The 20832-nt window shown below is 42.5% G+C and carries 14 protein-coding genes; 7 read left to right on the top strand and 7 right to left on the bottom strand.

Annotated elements, in window-relative coordinates:
• From ACUNWA_RS17880 to ACUNWA_RS17895, 4 genes are all read right to left on the bottom strand, one after another.
• The coding region (locus ACUNWA_RS17880) for a hypothetical protein (protein ID WP_445593293.1) at positions 1-296 on the bottom strand (296 nt) is incomplete at its 3' end.
• Positions 283-438: a hypothetical protein gene (locus tag ACUNWA_RS17885; protein WP_445593294.1), complete on the bottom strand. Its 156-nt coding sequence runs from the start codon at positions 436-438 to the stop codon at positions 283-285. The genes ACUNWA_RS17885 and ACUNWA_RS17880, both read right to left, overlap by 14 nt.
• 330 nt (positions 439-768) lie before the next feature.
• Positions 769-1353: an RNA polymerase sigma factor gene (locus ACUNWA_RS17890; RefSeq protein WP_445593295.1), complete on the bottom strand. Its 585-nt coding sequence runs from the start codon at positions 1351-1353 to the stop codon at positions 769-771.
• Positions 1354-2005: 652 nt separating this feature from the next.
• Positions 2006-2743, bottom strand: coding sequence for a hypothetical protein (locus ACUNWA_RS17895; RefSeq protein ID WP_445593296.1), 738 nt, complete (start codon positions 2741-2743; stop codon positions 2006-2008).
• A 225-nt stretch (positions 2744-2968) separates the two neighbouring features.
• On the opposite strand from ACUNWA_RS17895, the gene ACUNWA_RS17900 reads away from it, so the two are divergent.
• Positions 2969-4816 (top strand): hypothetical protein, encoded by a 1848-nt coding sequence (locus tag ACUNWA_RS17900; protein ID WP_445593297.1) that lies wholly within the window; start codon positions 2969-2971, stop codon positions 4814-4816.
• Positions 4817-4967: 151 nt separating this feature from the next.
• On the opposite strand, the gene ACUNWA_RS17905 is transcribed toward ACUNWA_RS17900, so the two are convergent.
• Positions 4968-7097: a DPP IV N-terminal domain-containing protein gene (locus ACUNWA_RS17905; RefSeq protein ID WP_445593298.1), complete on the bottom strand. Its 2130-nt coding sequence runs from the start codon at positions 7095-7097 to the stop codon at positions 4968-4970.
• A gap of 104 nt (positions 7098-7201) precedes the next feature.
• A complete protein-coding gene (locus tag ACUNWA_RS17910) occupies positions 7202-10135 on the bottom strand; it encodes a DEAD/DEAH box helicase (RefSeq protein ID WP_445593299.1) in 2934 nt (977 codons plus the stop codon).
• A 270-nt stretch (positions 10136-10405) separates the two neighbouring features.
• On the opposite strand from ACUNWA_RS17910, the gene ACUNWA_RS17915 reads away from it, so the two are divergent.
• From ACUNWA_RS17915 to ACUNWA_RS17935, 5 genes are all read left to right on the top strand, one after another.
• Positions 10406-11224: a sulfide/dihydroorotate dehydrogenase-like FAD/NAD-binding protein gene (locus tag ACUNWA_RS17915; RefSeq protein ID WP_445593300.1), complete on the top strand. Its 819-nt coding sequence runs from the start codon at positions 10406-10408 to the stop codon at positions 11222-11224.
• A 64-nt stretch (positions 11225-11288) separates the two neighbouring features.
• Positions 11289-12791 (top strand): NADPH-dependent glutamate synthase, encoded by a 1503-nt coding sequence (gene gltA / locus ACUNWA_RS17920; RefSeq protein ID WP_445593301.1) that lies wholly within the window; start codon positions 11289-11291, stop codon positions 12789-12791.
• A gap of 78 nt (positions 12792-12869) precedes the next feature.
• Positions 12870-13856: a dihydroorotate dehydrogenase-like protein gene (locus ACUNWA_RS17925; protein WP_445593302.1), complete on the top strand. Its 987-nt coding sequence runs from the start codon at positions 12870-12872 to the stop codon at positions 13854-13856.
• Positions 13857-13989: 133 nt separating this feature from the next.
• The gene (locus tag ACUNWA_RS17930; RefSeq protein ID WP_445593303.1) at positions 13990-16428 is read left to right on the top strand and encodes a LysM peptidoglycan-binding domain-containing protein; all 2439 of its coding nucleotides are present in this window, start codon (positions 13990-13992) and stop codon (positions 16426-16428) included.
• 175 nt (positions 16429-16603) lie between these two features.
• The gene (locus tag ACUNWA_RS17935; RefSeq protein ID WP_445593332.1) at positions 16604-16984 is read left to right on the top strand and encodes a DJ-1/PfpI/YhbO family deglycase/protease; all 381 of its coding nucleotides are present in this window, start codon (positions 16604-16606) and stop codon (positions 16982-16984) included.
• Between the two features lie 463 nt (positions 16985-17447).
• On the opposite strand, the gene rocD is transcribed toward ACUNWA_RS17935, so the two are convergent.
• The gene (gene rocD, locus ACUNWA_RS17940) at positions 17448-18671 is read right to left on the bottom strand and encodes an ornithine--oxo-acid transaminase (protein ID WP_445593304.1); all 1224 of its coding nucleotides are present in this window, start codon (positions 18669-18671) and stop codon (positions 17448-17450) included.
• 217 nt (positions 18672-18888) lie between these two features.
• Here rocD and ACUNWA_RS17945 point away from each other — a divergent pair, with 217 nt between their 5' ends.
• Positions 18889-20787 (top strand): tetratricopeptide repeat-containing sensor histidine kinase, encoded by a 1899-nt coding sequence (locus tag ACUNWA_RS17945; protein ID WP_445593305.1) that lies wholly within the window; start codon positions 18889-18891, stop codon positions 20785-20787.
• Positions 20788-20832 lie beyond the last annotated feature (45 nt).

The raw sequence follows: 20832 nt of genomic DNA on the forward strand, positions 1-20832 counted from the left end.
AATTCTTTAAAAGATGATAACTCTTCGGAAAGTTCAAAGCTAAAAGCTTGTTCTTCCTGGCTTATGCGTACTTCTTTCTCCGCATTTTGCTCTTGATCGATTATATTTTTCAGGTTATTCCGGAGGTTGGTAATGTCGGTTTCCTGCACGGCCTCCTGGATTTCTTCCTGTAGCTTGATTTCTTCGGCCAATTCGGTGTTATAGGCCAGTTCAGCATTGAATTCGCTAAGCGCGTCGCCGGTCAACTCCCCGCTAAGGTACTTTTCAATTTGTTCAAATTTATTATTGCGTATCATCTTTCCAAAAATTAGTTATTCCAATATCCTTCTTTAATTTTTTATAGAGAACTGCATCCGGAGCCATATTCAGCATTGTTGCTGTTTTGCTGTTACCGGCATCTTGGGTTGCTTTTCGTTCTTTGAAATCTACTGATATCAAATCACACACGGTTTATTAAATTAGTTGTTGAGCCAAATTACAAGTTGAATTTTCGAGATCACCAGCTTGAACGGGTTAAACCCGATACTTTGGTGTGCCGAAATCTTGCAATTCAATGTTCTTGTAGAATTACGTTGGAATCAGAAGCCGCCAGAATCTCGTTAGAAATTACTGGTTCGTGTATTTTATCATTTTCACTTCTTTATTCCGAAATTGGGAAAAAGGTAACCCCAGTGAGTGAGTTTTTAGCATTCGGAGTTGTGTGTTTTAAAGCTTCTTCGATTAACGTAAAAATGCTTCTGCCTTATGGATAAAGAGTCGCTAAAGTGACTAAGCATTGTCTTCCAGAATCTTTTTATACTCAATATCCTGTTTGATGCTTTTTACTAAGTATTCTTTACACTTGTATTTTCTTTTCTTGGCGTATTTCTCGCTTTGGTAGCCCATCACCTGTGCAATTTGTTTTAATGGAACCCTGTCGAAAAAGAGTTGTAGTATTTTTTGGCAGTCTTTGCCTAGATTTTTGAAATGCTTTTGGTACAACTTGTACTTTTCATTCTTTTCCGCTGTTTCTTCAAAGCCACTGTCGTAAATGTCTTCGTTGAAATCGTGGTTGTCTTGAATTTTTTCTCGCTCATTTTTGCGTTTTTCAAGTTGTTTTAACCACAAAAAACGGCAAACGGAATAAATATAGGTTTCGAATGAGCAATCGAGAACAAGATCATTCGCTTTTAATTTACGGTAGATGATAATAATGGCTTCCTGGAAGATATCATTCGAATCTTCATCATCCCCGCTATTCTTTTTTATAAAGAAATTAATCTTGTAAAAGAAATTTTTATAGATGTACTGTAGAATTAAATTGTCGTTTCTAAGAATTCCGTGAAGAAGTTCTTCGTTCGTATAATTAATCATTTTCTCTATTTAATTCTTTATAATGGTTTGCCAGCTTAAATTTAGGTTCTCAAGTGATAAGAAACATTCGATCAATTGTAAAACCATCCTATTTCGTGTTAAATATGTCTATAAAATGTTGAAAAAGCAAATGAATACTTGATCGCTTCTTGCCTCAGATTACGGCGTTTGGGGTAATCTTTAGACACATGTACTGAGGGTAAAAATACAAAATTAGCAGAATCAATGCCTTGAGCTGTTAATAATTATTCGCATATAATTTGAATTGCTGGTAGTGACCAGCTTTCATTGAGTTTGTTTGGTTAAGTCAACTTTGTATGAAGTGAAAAATTGCCGAGATGAGCTTTTTGTGCAGGGAAGATGATGCCGATATTATTCCTTGTTCGCGGTGGAAATGCTTTTGTGGCTTAGATAGATAAAGGAAAAGTGTTATAGCTGGCTTAAAAATTAAAAGGGACCACATTGGTCAGGAAAGTGTATAAAAACAAAAAGGTAGACCCTCTGGCCTACCTTTTCTCACTAAACTAACTAACCTAACTAAACCTAAACTTATGAAAAAAAACGTACCACAAAGATATGCTTTAAAACATTAACTAGCGTTAAAAATCTGTTAATTGTTGTTAAATAATTGTTTTTTCTTATAAAAATGGAGCTATTGAGCTATGAACGTGTAGGAAATGGTTCCTTTTTGTTGTTCGGGAGCCGATTTGTCCGCATTAAAAACAGTTCGCTCTGCTGCTTGTCTCGCATAAACCTCCAGCATGGGGTCTTTAAGGTTGGCGTTTTTTCGTACTTCAGCCTGAATAACCTTTCCCCGTGGGTTGACTACGATATCAACAACAACCAGACCTCCACCTTGCGCCAGATAAACAGGAATTGGTAAACGTAGGTGGTATCGATTTTCAAGAAAATAGTGAATATTGCTTTCGCCGGAATAAATAGTGTTCTTGATCGAGTCAGGATTCATCCCTTCGGTGGTTTCTTCAGGCATGGAAAACTCTTCCAAATCTTTGACCTCTTTCGAGAGTTGCTTGTTTACATCAGCTACGAGCTTTTGAGCTTCTGCGATTTCTTTCTGGTAGTCTTCGTCGAAAAATGGATCTTTCTGGGGGGCATCATTCACTGCTCGGTTGCTTCTGGAGGTCGATTGGTCAAGTTTATTTTCAGTGGCAGGAGTATTTTCATCTTCTTTTTCCTCTCTCGCTTCTTCGACAATCGGTTCTTCCAGCTCTTCCATGTCTGTAAAATCAAGGATGATAGGCTCTTCTTTTACTTCTCCTTTTAAGTTTACTTCGGCAAGTAAAAAGCTGCTTACCAGTAAAATGTGGAATAAAAGAGTTCCAATAATACCGTAAATATTTTCCTTGTATAGTTTTTTGATCTTTGACATGTAGCGACAAAGTTAATAACAAAAGAGCCTTAAACGCCTTCTGGCTTTGAATTTTGATACATGTTTTTTATCTAAATATATTTCGGGGTTTACCGATGTGTCAAATTTTAATGTATTTTAATGGGTGGTAATCGGGTTAGTTATAACAGATCTTATTTCGATATCAAAAAATAATCAGGGACACGCTTTTTTCGTTTGGTATAACAAAGGCGATGATCTTAAAAAATGGTTTTTGTGAATTGGCAGCTTAAATGGAAATTAATTTGGTTGGTGTTGTTGGTGAACACTCTGTATGGACAGGAACAAAATCCTGATTCACTTTTGAAGTCTTCTACGCCTTCCGAACAGTTTTATGACAGTTTAAAGCATAAAGCTTACCGTCATCGGTTTACGCGTTTGGTTTATGATAATTTGATAACAGGAGGGAAAACGAAGGATCAGCAACAGATTGAGCGGGAACTTATACGAATGAGTGAGTTGGAGGGCAAAACGATCGCTTCGGTGAAAATTCATCAGCTGGATATTATTGGACCGTCTTTTGCCGACACCTCACGGATTAGCCATACCTGGCTGGGGCAAATGGCCAATAAGCTACATATTGAAACCAACGAGCGGATTATCCGAAAGAATATTCTGGTTCACCCTGGAGATGCCTTGAATGTTGAATCGTTGCTGGATAATGAACGGATTATTCGAAGACTTCCCTTTATTAAAGATGTTCGTTTTTTGGTTGAGCAGGATTCTTTGATCCAGGAGCATATTCATGTGACTGTGCTGACAAAAGATGTTTTTTCCTTTGGCGTTGGTGGTTACGTCGAAGGACTGCGAGCTGCTAGTCTGGAAATGTACAATCAGAATATATGGGGGATTGGGCATCAGTTGTCGGCCAAAGTGGTGGGGCACGTGGAGAAACAGCCCTATGTTGGCTTCGAGGGATCCTACACCATTAACAACATCGGTGGAAATTTTGTGAATATGTCTCTTGGGTATGCCGATACATATCGTCGTAATGGGGTCTCAATGGTTCTGGAGAAGGAGTTTTTGCGATCAACCACCAAATGGGGTGGAGGCTTGACTGCTTCGCGATGGCAACGGGCTGATCGGCTGATTAATGATGCTCCCATTATTCTGGATTTTGATGAGTTGGATTATCGGTATTGGGATGTGTGGGGAGGATATTCTTTTCAGTTGTATGAAGGTGAGCTGGATAGAAATAAACAGCTTGTTGTTTCCGGACGAACGAGGTTTTATAATTTCTACAAGCGTCCGGATCCCGACCCGATGAATAATCAATATTTTGCTGATTCCAAATTTTACTTGGCAAGTTTGAGTCTGTCGAAACGAAAGTATTATCGAGATCATTTAATTTACAGCTATGGAATTACGGAAGACATTCCCAAGGGCTACCTGCACGAATGGGTGGTGGGCTTCGACGATAATGAGTTCAATAGGCGTTGGTATTCACACGTTTACGTTTCTTCTGGAAATTTTGTCAAGTATAAGCCATCGTATTTGCATGCCTCAGCTGGAATTGGTGGTTTTTTTCGATCGCGAAGGTTTGAGCAAGGACAGATTGAAATTGACGGAAGTTATATTTCCCGGCTTTATGCTTTTGGGAATAAAGGGTTCCGGCAGTTTATCAAGCTGAATTACCTGTTAGGCATTCGGCGCTTTGAGGTTGAAGAATTGTCCTTAAGACGCGAAAACGGGATTCGGGGCTTTGGAAGTCGCTTGCCACTTGGGAAACAACGTTTGGTACTCTCTTTTGAGTCTGTGGTATTTCCTCCCAGGCATGTGCTCGACTTTAACTTTGCTTTCTTCAGTTTTGTTGATCTGGGGATTATCGGATCGAACAAGCATTTTATTTTCACTCAGGATTATTATGCCGGCGTTGGTGCTGGTGTTCGTATTCGAAATGAAAACCTGGTTTTTCAGACCCTACAGCTGCGTTTATCCTGGTTTCCCAATCACCCTGCCGATATTGGAGCTTTTGGGGTTGACTTTAATGAACGTAGTAAAAGCCAGTTCTATGATTTTCAGCCCCGTAAGCCAGATGTGCTTCGCTTTGAATAGCTTTTGTTTCTTCTGAGTGGCCTTGGTGTAAGTTGGAAGTTATTGTTGTGACGTGTTTTTCAGAAGAGAGATTCCTGTGAAAAGTTGAAGAATGATAGCGGCAACGAAAAACAATTGTTTTCAACTGTTTTTCGTTGCCTTTGGGATAGGGTTACAGGTAGTCGAAGAAATACTGACTTATTTTATGCATCAAATGGACACGGTCCTTTCCTCGTACATTATGCTCATGCGTGGGGTATGGAAAAAAATCAACGGCTTTGTTTCGCTTCACACATTCACGCAAAAACTTCATGCTGTGCTGCATCACCACGGTTTCGTCCTGTGCGCCATGAATGAGCATCAATTTACCTTGAAGGTTTTCAACATGATTAACCATATTGGTCTCATCGTAGCCTTCTGGATTTTCCTGTGGTGTGTCCATGTAGCGCTCACCATACATTACCTCATACATGCTCCAGTCAACTACCGGACCTCCGGATACGCCTACTTTAAAGGTTTCCGGATGGCGTAACATCAGATTTAAGGTCATAAATCCACCATAACTCCAGCCGTGAACCCCAATACGGTCGGCATCAACATAAGGCAGATTCATCAAGTAGTTTGCTCCTTCTAGCTGGTCTTCGGTTTCTGCCAGGCCGAGCTTGCGATGGATGATATTCTCAAAAGCTTCGCCACGATTGGCTGACCCTCTGCTATCCACTGTAAATAATATATAGCCATTCGACGCCATGTAGTACTGCCACCAACTCACGGCATTATGCCAGGTGTTGTTTATTAGCTGGGCGTGTGGACCACCATAGACATAAATAACGGCCGGGTATTTTTTATTCGAATCAAAGTTAGGAGGCAAAATCATGCGGCAGTACAAATCTGTTGAATCATCGGCTGCTTTGATGGTGAAAATTTCATTTTTTCCAAAGGCGTAGTCGGCAGCCGGATCTTGAGCCGTGTGGATGTTGCTCACAAATCGTCCGTTTGTGGCAACCAAGTCAGCTTTGCGAGGAACGGCATAGGCGCTCCAGTTGTCAATGACGTAGTTTTTATCGGGTGAAAAGCTGCCGCGATGTGTTCCTGCTGATTCATCAAGTCGGGTCATGGCTCCATTGGAAATCTTTACACGGTAAAGATGGCGCTCTACAGGGCTTTCTTTGGTGGCTTGAATGTAGACAAACTGGGCATCGGCGCCATAAAAATCAGTAACCTCCCAATCGCCCTGCGTAATTTGCTTGAGTTGTTTTCCGTTGGTGTCATACAGGTAAAGGTGAAACCAGCCGTCTTTGCGCGACCAGTAGTAAAATTGATCGTTGTTTTTTTCTGAAAAGACCAACTCGTGTTGCGGCTCAACGTAGGTTGTGCTTGTTTCTTCAAATAAGGTTTTTTCTTTTTCACCTGTCGCTACGGCGTATTGGTTCAGCTGCATGTGGTTTTGTTTGCGGTTGAGTTCGGCCAGGTAAATGAATTCATCATTTGGCCCCCAACTGATGTTGGTCAGGTAGTGGTCATCGGATTTTCCGGTGTTCAGAAAGTACGTTTCCCCGGTTTCTAAATCGTAAATTCCAACCGTAACCTGGTGGCTGGACATGCCGGCCATGGGGTATTTTACAGGAGTGTGTTCTGCCTGGCGGGTCATGTAATCTGCCAGCGGATAATCTTTAACCATGCTTTCATCTTTTCGGTAGAAGGCGATTTTTTTCCCTGTTGATGACCAGAAAATACCTTTGCTAATACCAAATTCGCGGCGGTGAACGTACTGTCCGTTTAGAACTCCTTCGGCCGTGTCAAACGTAATCTGCTTTTCGCTCTTTGCATTTTTCACATACAGGTTTTGCCCTTTCGTATAGGCCAGGCTGAGGCTGGTATCGCAAAAATCAACGTTTTGGGCTGTTTCCGGAAGCGACAGTTTTTGATCAATTTTCTTGTCAGCGAGATTGAAAAGAATGAGCTGGCGCGACTTCCAGAAGCGAATGATGTTGGCGTTCACAAATGAAAACGAAGGAAAGCTGGAAAAAGACCAATCGTCTTGGTTTGATTCTGCTTGCGTCAGGTCGTTCAGTGTAAGCAAAACTTCTTTTTGGTTTTTGGGGACTGAATACTGAAAAAGCGTGTCGTTTTCAATCTTGACATAGTGTTTGCTGTCTTGCCATTGCAGCGATCTCGGGTATTCGGGGCTTAAGTGGCTTGATCGGCCAATTAAGGCATCTTCAAGGGTTAATGACTTTTTCTGAGCGAAACTCAGCGTTGAAATCAGAAAAAATAAAAGGGTGTATTGTATTATTTTCATTGGTGATTGGATTTTACAAAGTTTTAAACAGCGAAACTATCGCTTTTTTGTTTTTCTGATCATGAGTTAGCTCAGGCTTCATTTTATTACACGTGACTTGAAGATTAGCTTAAGAGATTCATGATTTCTTTCTGGGTGATGGCCTGGAACGGGTTGTTGGAATTGACAAATTTTTCCGCCAAAGAAGATTTGCGTTCTTTTAATAGCTGTATTTTTTCTTCGATGGAACCTTCTGTAATGAAGCGGTAAACAAAGACTTTCTTTTCTTGCCCAATTCGGTGTGCCCGATTGATAGCCTGATTTTCGGCTGCCGGGTTCCACCACGGGTCGATAATAAATACGTAGTCGGCAGAGGTGAGGTTGAGTCCAACACCACCGGCTTTCAATGAAATCAGGAAAATTCGGTTTTCGGGGTCTTCCTGGAAATTCTTGATCACTTCTTCTCGCTTGGTCGTTCGTCCGGTAAGCAAGGAGTATTTCCATTTTTCAGCTTCAATTTTTTCTTTCAATAAATCTAAATGCTTCACGAAGGATGAAAAAATAAGCACCTTGTGCTTTTCGGCCATCAGGTTCGATAGGCTGCGGAAAATTTCATCAAATTTACCTGATTCGGCTTGCTCATCATCATTCAGCATCGATGGATGATTGGCCAACTGCCGGAGTTTGGTCAGCCCTTGGAGAATAACAATAGCCGATTTTTGCACACCATCCTGTTCAATGTTCTGTAAAATATTGTTCCGAATAATTGACTTCTCTTTATCGTAAGACCGTTGTTGTTCTTTCGACATGCTACAGTAGCGTATTTGTTCGGTCAGGGGTGGAAGGTCGCGGGCCACGTCCTCTTTTTTGCGGCGCAAAACAAACGGGCGAATGAGTGTTTGAAGTTTTGTCTGTTTTTCCGGATCGTTCTTTTTCTCAATGGGCGTAATAAATTCGCGCTTAAAATAGGCTTGATTGCCCAGCAGCCCTTTGTTTAAGAAGTTGATTTGCGACCATAAATCGGAGAGTGAATTTTCAATAGGCGTACCGGTCAATACCAATTTGTTTCGGGCTTTCAGCTTAGTAATAGTTTGATAGGTTTTTGAACCTGAGTTTTTAATGTTCTGACTTTCATCTAGAATCAGGTAGAAAAACTCATGTTCTTTCAGTAGTTCGTGGTCGTTTCTTATTGTTCCATAGGTTGTCAGAATGATATCGTAATAGGAAATAATACCTTTTAGGTTGAGTGCCTTTTTACGTTGTATGCCAACATGTTTATACACTTTTAATGATGGCGTAAATTTTTTGATCTCGTTTTCCCAATTATGAATCAGCGAGGTGGGCATCACAATCAAAGAAGCTGCCTGCGATTCCTCTGCTGGAGCTTCTTCGTCCTTGAAAATTGCTATCTGCTTGTCAGAATCTTCTTGATTCGGAACGATGATTTGTCGTTTCATCCGCTTGAGCTTGAGCAGTAAAGTCAACGTCTGAAGCGTCTTTCCCAGTCCCATGTCGTCGGCCAGGCATCCGCCAAACTGATGTTCATACAGCCGATACATCCACGAAAACCCTTCTTCCTGGTAGCTGCGGAGTTTGGCTTGTATGTTCGCCGGAACAGCAACTGGCTCGGAAGTTGATTCGCTGATTTTATCCAAGCGTTGAAAAAAGCTTTTATCAATACCTTTCAGCCTTTTTTTCAGCAACTGGTAATGGTGTTTTTGCAGTTGCATGGCATGGCCTTCTTGTTTCACAAAAGGGAGGAGGTCTTCGTATTCGGCAAACCATTCTTTTGGAAGAATAGCAACTTCTCCATTGGGTAACTCAAACTCGCGAATGCCATTCAGTATGTTTCGTTTGAGTTTGATGAAGGGTATTTCATAGTCGCCAAAACGAACCTTGGCATAAATATCAAACCAGTCTTCTTTGGTTTTTATTTCGATCTGCAGGTCTTGGGTTTCGGTAGAGTACCGCTTTTCGTACTGGTTTTGTTGTAACTCAAACCCAGCCTCACGGAGTGCTTTTTCGTGTTTATTCAACCACGTCAGGAGCTCAAACAGGCGGTCGGTGTCATCAAGCAGTTCCATTCCTTTGGGAAAAAAGATACCATCCTTTTCTTCCAGCTCGAGTTCTTTGAGCAGCTGCAGCAATTGGCTTTCCCATTGGTGGTCGCGTATGTATTTTTTGAACGTATAGTTGTCGTTCTCTTTTTCGAGCACCACAAAAATCGACGATTTGCTGTTAGCCAGGTATTCCGTTTCGCCATACTTAAACTTGGGAAGGAATACGGCTTCGAGTTGTAGATTGGGCTCCAGTGACAGCAAGGCTTTTTTGCCACTGGTGTGTTTCTCGATGGAAAAGCCGGATGCGCGCACCGGGTAGTTTTTAACCATATTCAGCACAAAAGTCTGAAAGTATTTCTCCTCCACAGCTTTGGGGATGGAAATAAGATCCTTTTCGAGAAAAGGAACCAGCTTTTTGGCGCTGATGTGCTGAAAGAGGTAAAGCTTGTTTTGCCAAACAAAGCTGCATGGCTGACTGGTCACCACGGTCAGGTTTTTATGCAGGATGTTCAGAGGCTGATTGTTGTGCTTTATTTCAAGCGAGTAGCGGATGCCTTCGGGTGTTCGGTCAAAACAAAAGGTAGCCCTCGAAAATTGGTCGTGGACTCTAATCTGGTCTTCATCGTATAGGTTGGAATACTTAACTTGTTTGAAATACAGCCGGGTTTTCTGTTGCATAAGTAAGAGGGAGATCTGGCGCATGTGCTTGTCGATGTATGGACTGATATGATCTTGAAAAAGCCCTTGATCCATCTGCTGGAAAAACTTGGTGGATTCCTTTTTCTTCGAGAATTTTTTAACCAGGTTTTCATCACTATACTTGTCGGTCAACCTCACCAGCTCTTGTTCCTGGCTAGTGAGTTGCAGGTCATCCAAGTCGTGCGGTTTGACTAACTTGATGATGCTGTAAAATGAGACTTTTTTCTCGATTAAGAAAGCCTGAAACAAATTGCCAAATGTCCGGTGCTCGGTGAGCCCAATGATTAATTCGTGTGCCATTCAATAAAAAAAGCTGAATAAAAAGCTGACCGCTAAAAAGGAGTCAGCGAAAAAAATCGAACCTCAAATATACATGAATTTTAGGCAGGACATTTGCCTTGGAATCAGATTTCATAATAAATTTAAGTCCCTTGGGTAACCATTAGGTTAGTCATTGTAAGAATGAATATAAATTAGCATGAAATGGTGGAGTCGGGCCTTAATTTTACGAAGACATTACTATTTTTGACCTGCCAAATTAGGCTTGAAAATAAAAATAGTGTTTTAAAAATGTACCAAATAGTTCAAAAAGAGTCGTTTTCGGAAAAGGTTGTGAAATTGGTTGTTCATGCTCCGCGGATTGCCCGTGCACGAAAACCGGGACACTTCATTATTTTGCGGATCGATGAGCAAGGAGAGCGAATTCCTCTAACGATTGCTCAGGCAGATAAAAAAGCAGGCACAATCACCTTGGTGGTTCAAAAAGTAGGCGTAAGTTCAACCCGTTTGTGTGAGATGAATCCGGGAGATAGCATCCTGGATTTGGTTGGCCCGCTCGGAAAAGCAACACACATTCACCAGGCCGGAACTGTGCTGGCATGTGGTGGTGGTGTAGGTATTGCTCCTTTGTTGCCAATTGTTGAGGGTTTTAAGAAGGCCGGAAATCGCGTAGTGACAGTGTTGGCTGCTCGCTCTAAAGATTTGATTATTCTGGAAGACGAGATTCGTCAATGGTCCGACGAAGTTATTATAATGACTGATGATGGATCGTATGGCAATAAAGGATTGGTTACAACCGGAGCCGAAGAGGTTATTCTGCGCGAAAAAGTCGATGAATGTGTCGCAATTGGGCCGGCTGTAATGATGAAATTTACGTCCTTACTTACCAAAAAATATAATATTCCAACGCAAGCTAGTTTGAATGCCATTATGGTTGATGGAACCGGCATGTGCGGCGCCTGCCGGGCAAGTGTAGGGGGCGAAACAAAATTTACTTGTATCGATGGACCCGAATTTGATGCCCACCAAATTGATTTTGATGAGCTAATCCAGCGCTTGGGAGGCTATAAGGCTGAAGAACAAGAAGCATGGGAGCAAGTAAATGGATGATTGCTCAGCCATCAGGAGAGTGGATGATCATTGTGGAACAGTATTGTATTAAACGGAATTTGAAATGGAAGAATACCTTAAAATAGAACGCGCTAAAGAATGGCGTGCAGAGCTACGTTCAAAGCTCAAAAATAAAGAGCGGACCATGATGGAACGGGTGATAATGCCCGGTCTTGATGCATTGGAACGCATTAATTATCAGGATCGGGAAGTTAACCTTGGACTGGATGAACCCTGTGCTCGTCAGGAGGCTTCTCGCTGTATGGACTGTGTAAACCCAACATGTATTGAAGGTTGCCCGGTAAGCATTAACATTCCAAAGTTTATTAAGAACATTGAACGTGGTGAGGTGCTTGAAGCAGCTAAAACGCTAAAAGAAACTTCGGCTCTTCCGGCTGTGTGTGGGCGCGTTTGTCCGCAGGAAAAACAGTGCGAAGCTCAGTGCTTTTACACGTTGAAATTGAAAAAGGAACCGGTAGCTATTGGTTATCTTGAGCGTTTTGCGGCTGATTACGAGCAAAGCAGTGGCGAAATTTCCGTTCCGGAAACAGCAGCTAAAAACAACATTAAAGTGGCAGCCATTGGTTCTGGTCCTGCTTCGCTGTCATTTGCAGGCGATATGGCTAAACTGGGCTATGACGTTACTGTTTTTGAAGCTTTACACGAAATTGGGGGAGTATTAAAATATGGTATTCCTGAATTTCGTTTGCCTAACCGTGTGGTCGATGTCGAATTAGAGAGCCTCGAAAGTATGGGCGTTAAATTCGAACGGAACTTCATTGTCGGGCGAACCGCCTCTTTTGATGATTTGAAAGAAGAAGGTTTTCAGGCATTCTTTGTAGCCAGCGGTGCCGGCTTGCCTCGTTTTATGAATATTCCGGGCGAAAACTACAATGGTATTCTATCGTCTAATGAATATTTGACGCGCGTAAATTTGATGAACGCGGCCAAACACGAGTTTGATACGCCTGTGTTGCGTGGCAAGAACATCGCTGTTGTAGGTGGTGGAAACACAGCTATGGATTCGGTTCGTACAGCTAAACGTCTCGGAGCTGAGCGGTCCATGATTATCTATCGTCGGTCGCGTGAGGAAATGCCTGCCAGGGTTGAGGAAGTTATACATGCTGAAGAAGAAGGTATTGAGTTTTTGAATTTGACCAACCCGGTTGAATATTTTGCCGATGAAAACGGGCGGGTAAACCGCATGCGTGTTCAGAAAATGGAGCTGGGAGAACCTGATGCTTCGGGACGCCGCCGGCCAGTAGTTGTTGAAGGATCGGAATATGATATTCCGGTAGATGTGGTGGTAGTAGCCATTGGTGTATCGCCCAATCCGCTGGTGCCATCCGAATTGCCCCAGTTGAAGGTGAGTCGCTGGGGAACCATTGAGGTTGACCCGGAGAGTATGCAAAGTTCGATTCCTGAACTGTTTGCCGGTGGCGATATTGTACGCGGTGGTGCCACGGTAATTTTAGCGATGGGCGACGGACGTAAAGCGGCGGCCGGAATGAACAACTACCTTCAAGGGAAATTGAAAGAGGTAGCTGCGGACGCTTCCAATAATTAAATGATGCCCGCTAAATAGAAGTAGGTTTTGATTACCATGAATCAAACCAAATAGTACGAATCAAGAAAAAACAAGCATATGGCCAATTTAACAAGCCAATTCTTCGGATTAGAATTAAAAAGCCCGGTGATAGCAGCCAGTAGCAGCATGACCGGCGATTTGGAACAAATCAAAAAACTGGCTCAAGCCGGTGTAGGAGCTATTGTCCTTAAGTCGTTGTTTGAAGAGGAAATTGACGCCCAACTTCAGGAGGAACTGTCAAAACGCAAAGCGCTGGAGCCGGATCCGGAGTACCTGGATTATTTTGATTATATCATTAAAGATGAAAATCTGAAAGATTATACCAGCCTGATTCGGCAAGCCAAGCACGCGGTTGATGTTCCCATTGTGGCCAGCGTAAACTGTGTTAGCAATGTTGATTGGGTTGTTTTCAGCAAAAAGCTGGAAGAAGCCGGAGCCGATGCGCTGGAACTGAATTTGTTTGCATTGCCTTCGGACGTGGAGAAAAGCAATGAGGTCAGCGAGCAGTTTTACTTTAAAACAATTGCCGAAGTACTGAAAACAGTTGCTATTCCGGTATCGATTAAGATAAGCCATTATTTCTCTAACCTGGCAGGAATGATTCAAAGATTGTCAGAAACAGGAGTGAGTGGAATCAGCATATTCAATCGCTTTTATTCACCCGACATTGACATTACGAAAGAAGAAGTGATTGGTGCCGATGTGCTCAGCAGTCCGAACGATTACTTGTTGCCTTTGCGCTGGACTGGAATTATGTCATCAAAAATAGCTTGTCCATTGGCTGCTACAACGGGAATTCACACTGCCGAAACGGCTATCAAATTTTTGTTGGCAGGAGCTAATGCCGTTCAGATTGCTTCCGTTTTGTACACAGGAGGAGTTGATCAGGTGCAGGAAATGAATCAGAAAATTGCTGTCTGGATGGATGAGAAAGGGTATGCTGCAATTGCAGATTTTAAAGGTAAACTAGCCGTTAGTCAAGCCGATGCCACCCTTTATGAGCGCTCGCAGTTTATGAAATATTTCAGTCAAAAGAGCTTCTGATAAACCGATGTGGGCACACAATTAAATGCTTTTTAACACGTTCTTGGGGTGAAGATCGGTCGAGAAACCTTATTTTTGTGAAATTGCAAAAATGGGTCATGTAGTTTGGCCATGCTAAATCGAATTTACAACAATGAAGAATCGCATTATAATTACCCTTCTCGTAATTTTCTTTGGATTTCAGCTTTACGGACAGGAACGACGAATTCAGGAAGATGGTCAAACCTTCCTGATTCATGTGGTTGAGAAAGGCGAAACCCTGTTTTCGTTGAGTAAAACCTATTCGGTCGATCGCAAAGAATTGCTCAATGCTAATCCGAGCTTGATTTTTGGTTTGAAAACCGGACAGGAATTGCGTATTCCCTTAGCTGAATCGGTCGAGAAAAAAGCTCCACAGAGATTGGATCAGCCGCAGTTGGAAGAATTACCATCTTTTCGTTCCTATCGTGTAAAGCGAAAAGATGGTTTACATTTTATAGCCAAGAATTTCAACCTGGAAGTTGAAGATATATTGAAATACAATCCACAACTGGAAGAAAAGGGTTTGAAAAAAGGACAAATCTTGCTTATTCCGGATGCGGAGGATTTGAAGCGAATTCGCGAAAGCCGGGAAGCAAGGCGTGCCAGAACTGAGAAGGAAGTTTCCGTGCCTGTAAACAAGCATCGGGTGGTTGGTGATGAGACTCTTTATTCGATCGCCAAAAAATACAACTGCTCCATTGCTGATCTGATTAAGGCTAACCCTCAGGTGAAGGAAAGCCTGCGCATTGGCATGGAACTGACCATTCCTGAAGCCAAAGCCGCGGAGGTGGCAGATGTTAGAACAAGTGATGAATTTTTTATTCATTTGGTTGAGTCGGGAGAAACGTTTTGGGGATTGGAGCGCGAATACCATGTGACGCGTGATGTGTTGGAAAAATATAATCCAGCATTGGAACAAGGCTTGCAGGCTGGTTTGCGTATTAAGATTCCGGTTTCGGAGGAGTTGCCCGATATTCAGGTGTCGCCGGTTAATGAGGACGCTTTTGTTAAGCATTTGGTTGCCCGTGGCGAAACACTTTATAGCCTTTCCAATCAATATAATGTAAAGATTACTTCGATCAAGAAGACTAACCCCGTGTTGGGCTACCGAGGATTGATGGCCGGAGAAACGATTCTGATTCCGAAGGAAGTTGAAGCAGAACCCCAGCCAATGCTCGCTGATGAGAGCCAACAGGAGGAAAAGCCTGTCGAAAGCCGGAGCGAAGAGCTTCCTGCCAAGCTGAAGCCAATTGATTATTCGGTGCAGGTTTTTGTGCAAGATCGTCCGGAGAACTGTATGCCAAATGATGGGGCTCGTTTTAAAAAATATGATGTGGCTTTGTTGTTGCCGCTATACTTGCAGGCCAATGATACGGTAAACCGGGTTTGCCTTACGAAAGAGGAGATATTACAGGATGCCGGCTTGAGGAGTCAGTTTGAAAATCCGGAAGAGCTTCCTGACGATACCTTTAAAATTCGAAGTGAGAAAATCATTTACCCGAGATCGGAGAACTTTGTTCACTTTTATGAAGGTGTTTTGCTTGCCGTTGATAGCTTGCAGCGCGCTGGGATGAATGTGCAGCTGCATGTGTTCGATACCAATCAGAAACAGGCGGTGGTCGACTCGCTGATTCGCCTGGACGTGTTTCAGGAGGTTGATTTAATTATTGGGCCGGTTTTCCCCGAGTTGCAGGGCCCGGTTGCTGAGTTTGCTCATCAGCAACAAATTCCGATGGTGTCGCCTTTGTCATCTTCTGGAGATTTTGAAACCCGCAATCCGTGGTATTTTAAAATCAACCCAACCAAGGATTACCTTGTGCGCGAGACAGCCGATTATATCGGTGAGGAATATTTTAATAAGAACCTGATTGTACTGGAGATGGGCGAGTATAAGCACTTGCCCGAAGCAACGCTGGTTAACCTGTGTAGGGAGAAATTTTTTGCATCGGCCTTTTTAGATGGCGACCGCGATGTACGCTTTCACGAGTATAATTTCAAGAAAGAAGGCTATTGGGGCTTGCGCCGCATTTTAAGTAAAACACGCGAGAACGTATTTATTATACCGTCGGCTACCGAAGCGCAGGTAAGTGTGGCCGTGTCCAACATCAATTCGTTGGCCGAAGATTTTCCGGTTACCTTGGTGGGTTTGTCTAACTTTCAGCGCTACAACAGTATTCAGTCTGAATATTTTCATCATACCAATCTGCATTTGCTGAGCCCGTATTTTATTAACTACCATGCACCGGTTACGAATCGGTTCATTTCAAGCTTTCGTCGTAATTTTTCAGCAGAACCGAACCAGTTTAGCTTTCAAGGGTACGACGTGGCTTACTATTTTATGTCAGCTTTATTTCAGTATGGCGAAAATTTCACCGATTGCTTGCCTTATCATCATGTAGCGTTGAACCAGGCCGAATTTTATTTTGACCGGGTCAGTCGGTATGGCGGCTTTATGAATCGGGGCTTATACATTCTGAACTATCAGCGCAATTATGAAATATCGGTGGATGGACTGGAAGGAATTCCATTACTTCTGCTGACTGAGGAATAGATTTTTCCTTTAGGAGAATGGGACAGGGCATCATTTTGACGAAAAGAAATAATGCCCTGTTTTTCATGTGAATGTAAGTCGTATGTGTTAATTTTTATGGGATAAGCGATTTTATGGCCTGACAGCGGTTATTGGATGTGTTTGCCTTTCTGATGTTGATTGATTTCCGTTTTTTATCTTAAATTATAGCTTTGATGATGTTGAGGTATCGCAATACGACGGCTTGGTTATTGCCTGTGGACGTGCTCCCGATTATTTGAGGCTCAATCCGAAGGTAATCCAAATGGTCAAGTATTTTTTCGACGCGAACAAGCCTGTGGTCGCCATTTGTCATGGCATCCAGATTCTGACGGCGGCTGATGTTGTTCGGGGGCGCAAATTAACTTGTTATCCGGCTGTTGCACCCGAAGTTAAGCTGGCGGGTGGCGATTACCAAGATATTGCGGTTGATAGCGCTTTTGTGGATGGGAATTTGGTGACTTCCCTGGCGTGGCCAGCACATCCTTGTTTTATGAGAGAATTTTTGAAAATTATGGGAGCTAAAATAGAGATTTAGGCTGGATAAATATTCCCAGTATTTTTGAGTGTTTTCTGAAATAACGGTAGTTTTTATCTCCTGATTGGAGCAAAGTTGTCGGAGTCAATTGAGTAGGAGGTTCGTTCTTTCTTGCATTTTTCTTTTCAAAAAGGATCTGTTAGGTATTAGTGATTGAATAATAATGTAATTTTACATACCGAATGATGGTCTAATCCGCTCATTCCTATATTTCAAAATAAACCCTTAAAAAGGAAGATTATGGCAAAATCACAGGATGCTAAAAAAAGCGAGAAGAAACAACCTCTCAAGACGGCTAAAGAAAAAAAAGCAGAAAAGAGAGAAAAGAAAGCGAAACGATAAATCGTTTTGATGTAAATAACGCTGTTCAGGGGGCTGACTTGTAAAAAGGTTGGCTCCTGTTTTTTATAAAAAAAGGGAAGCAGTTCACTGCCTCCCTCCAACATGGTTGCCATGTTGGACACTAAAAACCAAACTCATCAAATGTTTTTTTGATACGTTCAATCGCTTCCATCATCTGGGCCTCGTTGATAATTAGAGGAGGGGTGAAGCGGATGATGTGCTCGTGGGTTGGTTTGGCCAGTATGCCATTTTCTTTCATGGCCAGGCACACATCCCAGGCTGTTTTTCCTTTCATTGGTTTGATGGCGATCGCATTTAGCAGGCCTTTTCCCCGCACAAGCTCAATCATTTCAGAATCGATAGCTCGCATCTCACTACGGAAAAGCTTGCCCATCTTCTCTGCATTTTCAGCCAGCTTTTCATCCTGGATAACATCGAGTGCGGCCATGGCTACTTTGCCGGCAATAGGATTACCGCCATAGGTCGACCCATGTTCTCCGGGCTTGATCGTTAACATGATTTCGTCGTCAGCCAACACACACGACACCGGAAACATTCCTCCTGAGATGGCTTTACCCAAAATCAGGATGTCGGGGCGCACGTCTTCGTGGTCGCAGGCCAGCATTTTGCCGGTGCGTGCCAATCCGGTTTGCACTTCATCGGCAACAAAAAGCACCTTATACTTTTTACACAGATCCGATGCTTTCTTCAGAAAACCATCTTGGGGGACATAAACGCCGGCTTCGGCCTGGATGGGTTCAACCAAAAAACCAGCCACATTCGGGTCTTGAAAAGCTTGTTCGAGAGCCTCCGGATCGTTGTATGGAATGTTCACAAATCCCGGAGTAAAGGGACCGTAGTCATTGTAAGCATCAGGATCGGAGGACATGGAAACGATGGTAATGGTTCGTCCGTGGAAATTGCCGTTGCACACAACAATCTTGGCTTCATTACGTGGAATGCCCTTTACTTTGTAAGCCCATTTCCGGGTTAGCTTTAAGGCCGTCTCATCGGCTTCGGCACCGGAGTTCATGGGAAGCATCTTATCGTAGCCAAATAGCTGACACATGTATTCTTCCCATTCGCCTAATACATTGTTATAGAACGCGCGCGAAGTTAGCGCCAGAGTTTTTGCTTGTTGGGTCAGTGCTTCAACAATTTTGGGATGGCAGTGTCCCTGGTTGACCGCTGAGTAGGCTGCCAGAAAATCCATGTAGCGGTTACCCTCTACGTCCCACACATAAATGCCTTCGCCACGCTCCAGAACAGCAGGTAGCGGATGGTAGTTGTGTGCTCCGAATCGTGCTTCACGATCGATGTAGAATTGAGCTGATCGAGTTTCCATATTCAAAAGGTATTAATGCATTTATTTTTTAACAGAATTACGGATTATCCATTGAATTTCAAAGTGTTTTAACCTGTTAGAGAAAAGCTGTGAGAATGAGGGAACTATTTCATAGTTACATATTTTTTACTATTACAAGCTTCTTGTTATAAATTAGAAGATCCTTTCTTGTTTTGTTTTATATTTGCGGTCGAATCCGTATAACCTGTTGTTCTTCATGAAAAAGAAAGTAATCTTATTTTTGCTGGTTTTTATTCTTTCTGCCTCTGGTTATAGTCAGATTTCAACAATTGACTCCTTGCAATCCGTTCTTGATGTTCGAAAGGAGAATAGGCTTGAATTACTAATGGAAATCGCTGATCAGTACGTCGATTCCATTCGCTTTAATGATCTCGTTGTTGCTTGTTTGCAAGAAGCTCATGACGAAGCGGTAAGTCAGAAAAATGATTCTATACAGGTTGCTGTTTGCAATTACCTTGGATTAGCTTATTTCACCGTTGGGAATTATGAGCAAGCCACCAATTATTTCTATCAGGGATTGAATTTGTTGGACAATGCTCCCAATAGTGGCCAGCAAGCAAAGCTGTACAACAACTTGGGGATGATTTTCGATGAACTGGAGGATTACGATCGTTCGCTGGAGTTCTATCTTGAATCGTTTCGGCTCGATAGCTTGCTTCACAATGAAAAAGGGCTGTTGAGTTCCTACATTAATTTGGGCATTAGCTATCAAACCCTGAAAGAGTTCGATTTGTCACGACTCAATTACGAAAAAGCATACCAACTAGCGCAAAAACAGCAAGATTCTTTGTTGTTGGTTCATGTGTTGAATAATCGGGGAACCCTGGAATATGACTTGAAGAACTACAGCGAAAGCTTGATTTATTATCAGCAGGCTTTGGATTTGTATTCAGTAGCGAACGATAGGGAGGGAGTGGCTTTTGCTAAGAATAATATGGGTTTGGTGCACCTCGATCTGAAACATTACACAAAGGCGAGAGACTGCTTTCAGGAGGCGCTGAAGATCGCTAACGACTTGGATCTTTACAGTTTTAGTAAAGACGTTTTTGGCAACCTGTCGATCTATTACGAGCAGACAGGGAACTATAAGAAGGCCTTTGAGTATTACCATAAATACAATTTGGTGTATGATAGCCTGCTGGGAGATACGCAAAATAAAATGATCCGGAAGTTGGAAACTCAATATCAATTCGAGAGAAAGCAACGCGAAATTCTGGAGTTGAAAGAGCTTACTACTCAGCAACAAGAATTGTTGAGCGATACAAGAAATATTCAAGGCTACCTCTATGTCATTATCATTTTGGTGGTTATTTTTCTGGCTATTTTGTTTTTTCTTTTGCGTAAAGAAAAGTCGTTGGCGCGTGAGCTGCAGGAAAAAACAAAGGAACTTAAGACGTTGAATGTTTCAAAAGACCGATTTTTCTCTGTTATCGCTCATGACTTAAAAAATCCGTTCAATGCGCTGGTGAGTTATACCAATCTATTGCGTTTCGATTTTGATTCGTTTAGCAAAGAAGAGTTAAGTCAGATTATTACCGATATGAACGACGCATCAGAACAAGGGTTTGCTTTATTGGAGAACCTGTTGTATTGGACACGCTCGCAAACCAACCGTATCAAAGTGTATAAAACTTTTTTTAAGTTGAACCGAATTGTGGATGATGTGATTAGTCTGGCAAATCCTAATCTGACGACTAAATCGCAAACGGTAAAAGTGGATATTGAGGATGATTTGCAGGTTTTTGCCGATAAAGATATGATTGCCACAGTGATTCGTAACCTGGTATTCAATTCCATCAAGTTTTCTTATGCCAACGCCGAGATTCGCGTGGAGGGTAAGAAAGCAGGGAATAGCATTCTGGTTTCAGTGATTGATCAGGGGGTGGGAATCGCTGCCGATAAGCTGCAAAGGTTTTTCAACTGCGAAGAAAACACAACAACAGCAGGAACTGCTGGAGAAACCGGAAGCGGATTGGGGCTGATTATTTGCCGTGAGTTTATTGAGAAAAATGATGGCCTTATCTGGGTGGAAAGCGAAGTCGGAAAAGGAGCTACTTTTCGTTTTTCTGTCCCTTATGTCGCCCCCAAAAAGTGAACTTGAAACCGGTTGGGAACCACTTAACATCAAAAAGTATAAATT

It is taken from the genome of Sunxiuqinia sp. sy24 (genome assembly GCF_052677165.1).

Bases quoted from the DNA above. Each gene is read 5' to 3' on its own strand.
- ACUNWA_RS17945 (WP_445593305.1), top strand. From the start codon at position 18,889: ATGAAAAAGAAAGTAATCTTATTTTTGCTGGTTTTTATTCTTTCTGCC.
- ACUNWA_RS17895 (WP_445593296.1), bottom strand. From the start codon at position 2,743: ATGTCAAAGATCAAAAAACTATACAAGGAAAATATTTACGGTATTATT.
- gltA (WP_445593301.1), top strand. From the start codon at position 11,289: ATGGAAGAATACCTTAAAATAGAACGCGCTAAAGAATGGCGTGCAGAG.
- ACUNWA_RS17905 (WP_445593298.1), bottom strand. From the start codon at position 7,097: ATGAAAATAATACAATACACCCTTTTATTTTTTCTGATTTCAACGCTG.
- ACUNWA_RS17910 (WP_445593299.1), bottom strand. From the start codon at position 10,135: ATGGCACACGAATTAATCATTGGGCTCACCGAGCACCGGACATTTGGC.
- ACUNWA_RS17890 (WP_445593295.1), bottom strand. From the start codon at position 1,353: ATGATTAATTATACGAACGAAGAACTTCTTCACGGAATTCTTAGAAAC.
- ACUNWA_RS17915 (WP_445593300.1), top strand. From the start codon at position 10,406: ATGTACCAAATAGTTCAAAAAGAGTCGTTTTCGGAAAAGGTTGTGAAA.
- ACUNWA_RS17925 (WP_445593302.1), top strand. From the start codon at position 12,870: ATGGCCAATTTAACAAGCCAATTCTTCGGATTAGAATTAAAAAGCCCG.
- rocD (WP_445593304.1), bottom strand. From the start codon at position 18,671: ATGGAAACTCGATCAGCTCAATTCTACATCGATCGTGAAGCACGATTC.
- ACUNWA_RS17900 (WP_445593297.1), top strand. From the start codon at position 2,969: ATGGTTTTTGTGAATTGGCAGCTTAAATGGAAATTAATTTGGTTGGTG.
- ACUNWA_RS17930 (WP_445593303.1), top strand. From the start codon at position 13,990: ATGAAGAATCGCATTATAATTACCCTTCTCGTAATTTTCTTTGGATTT.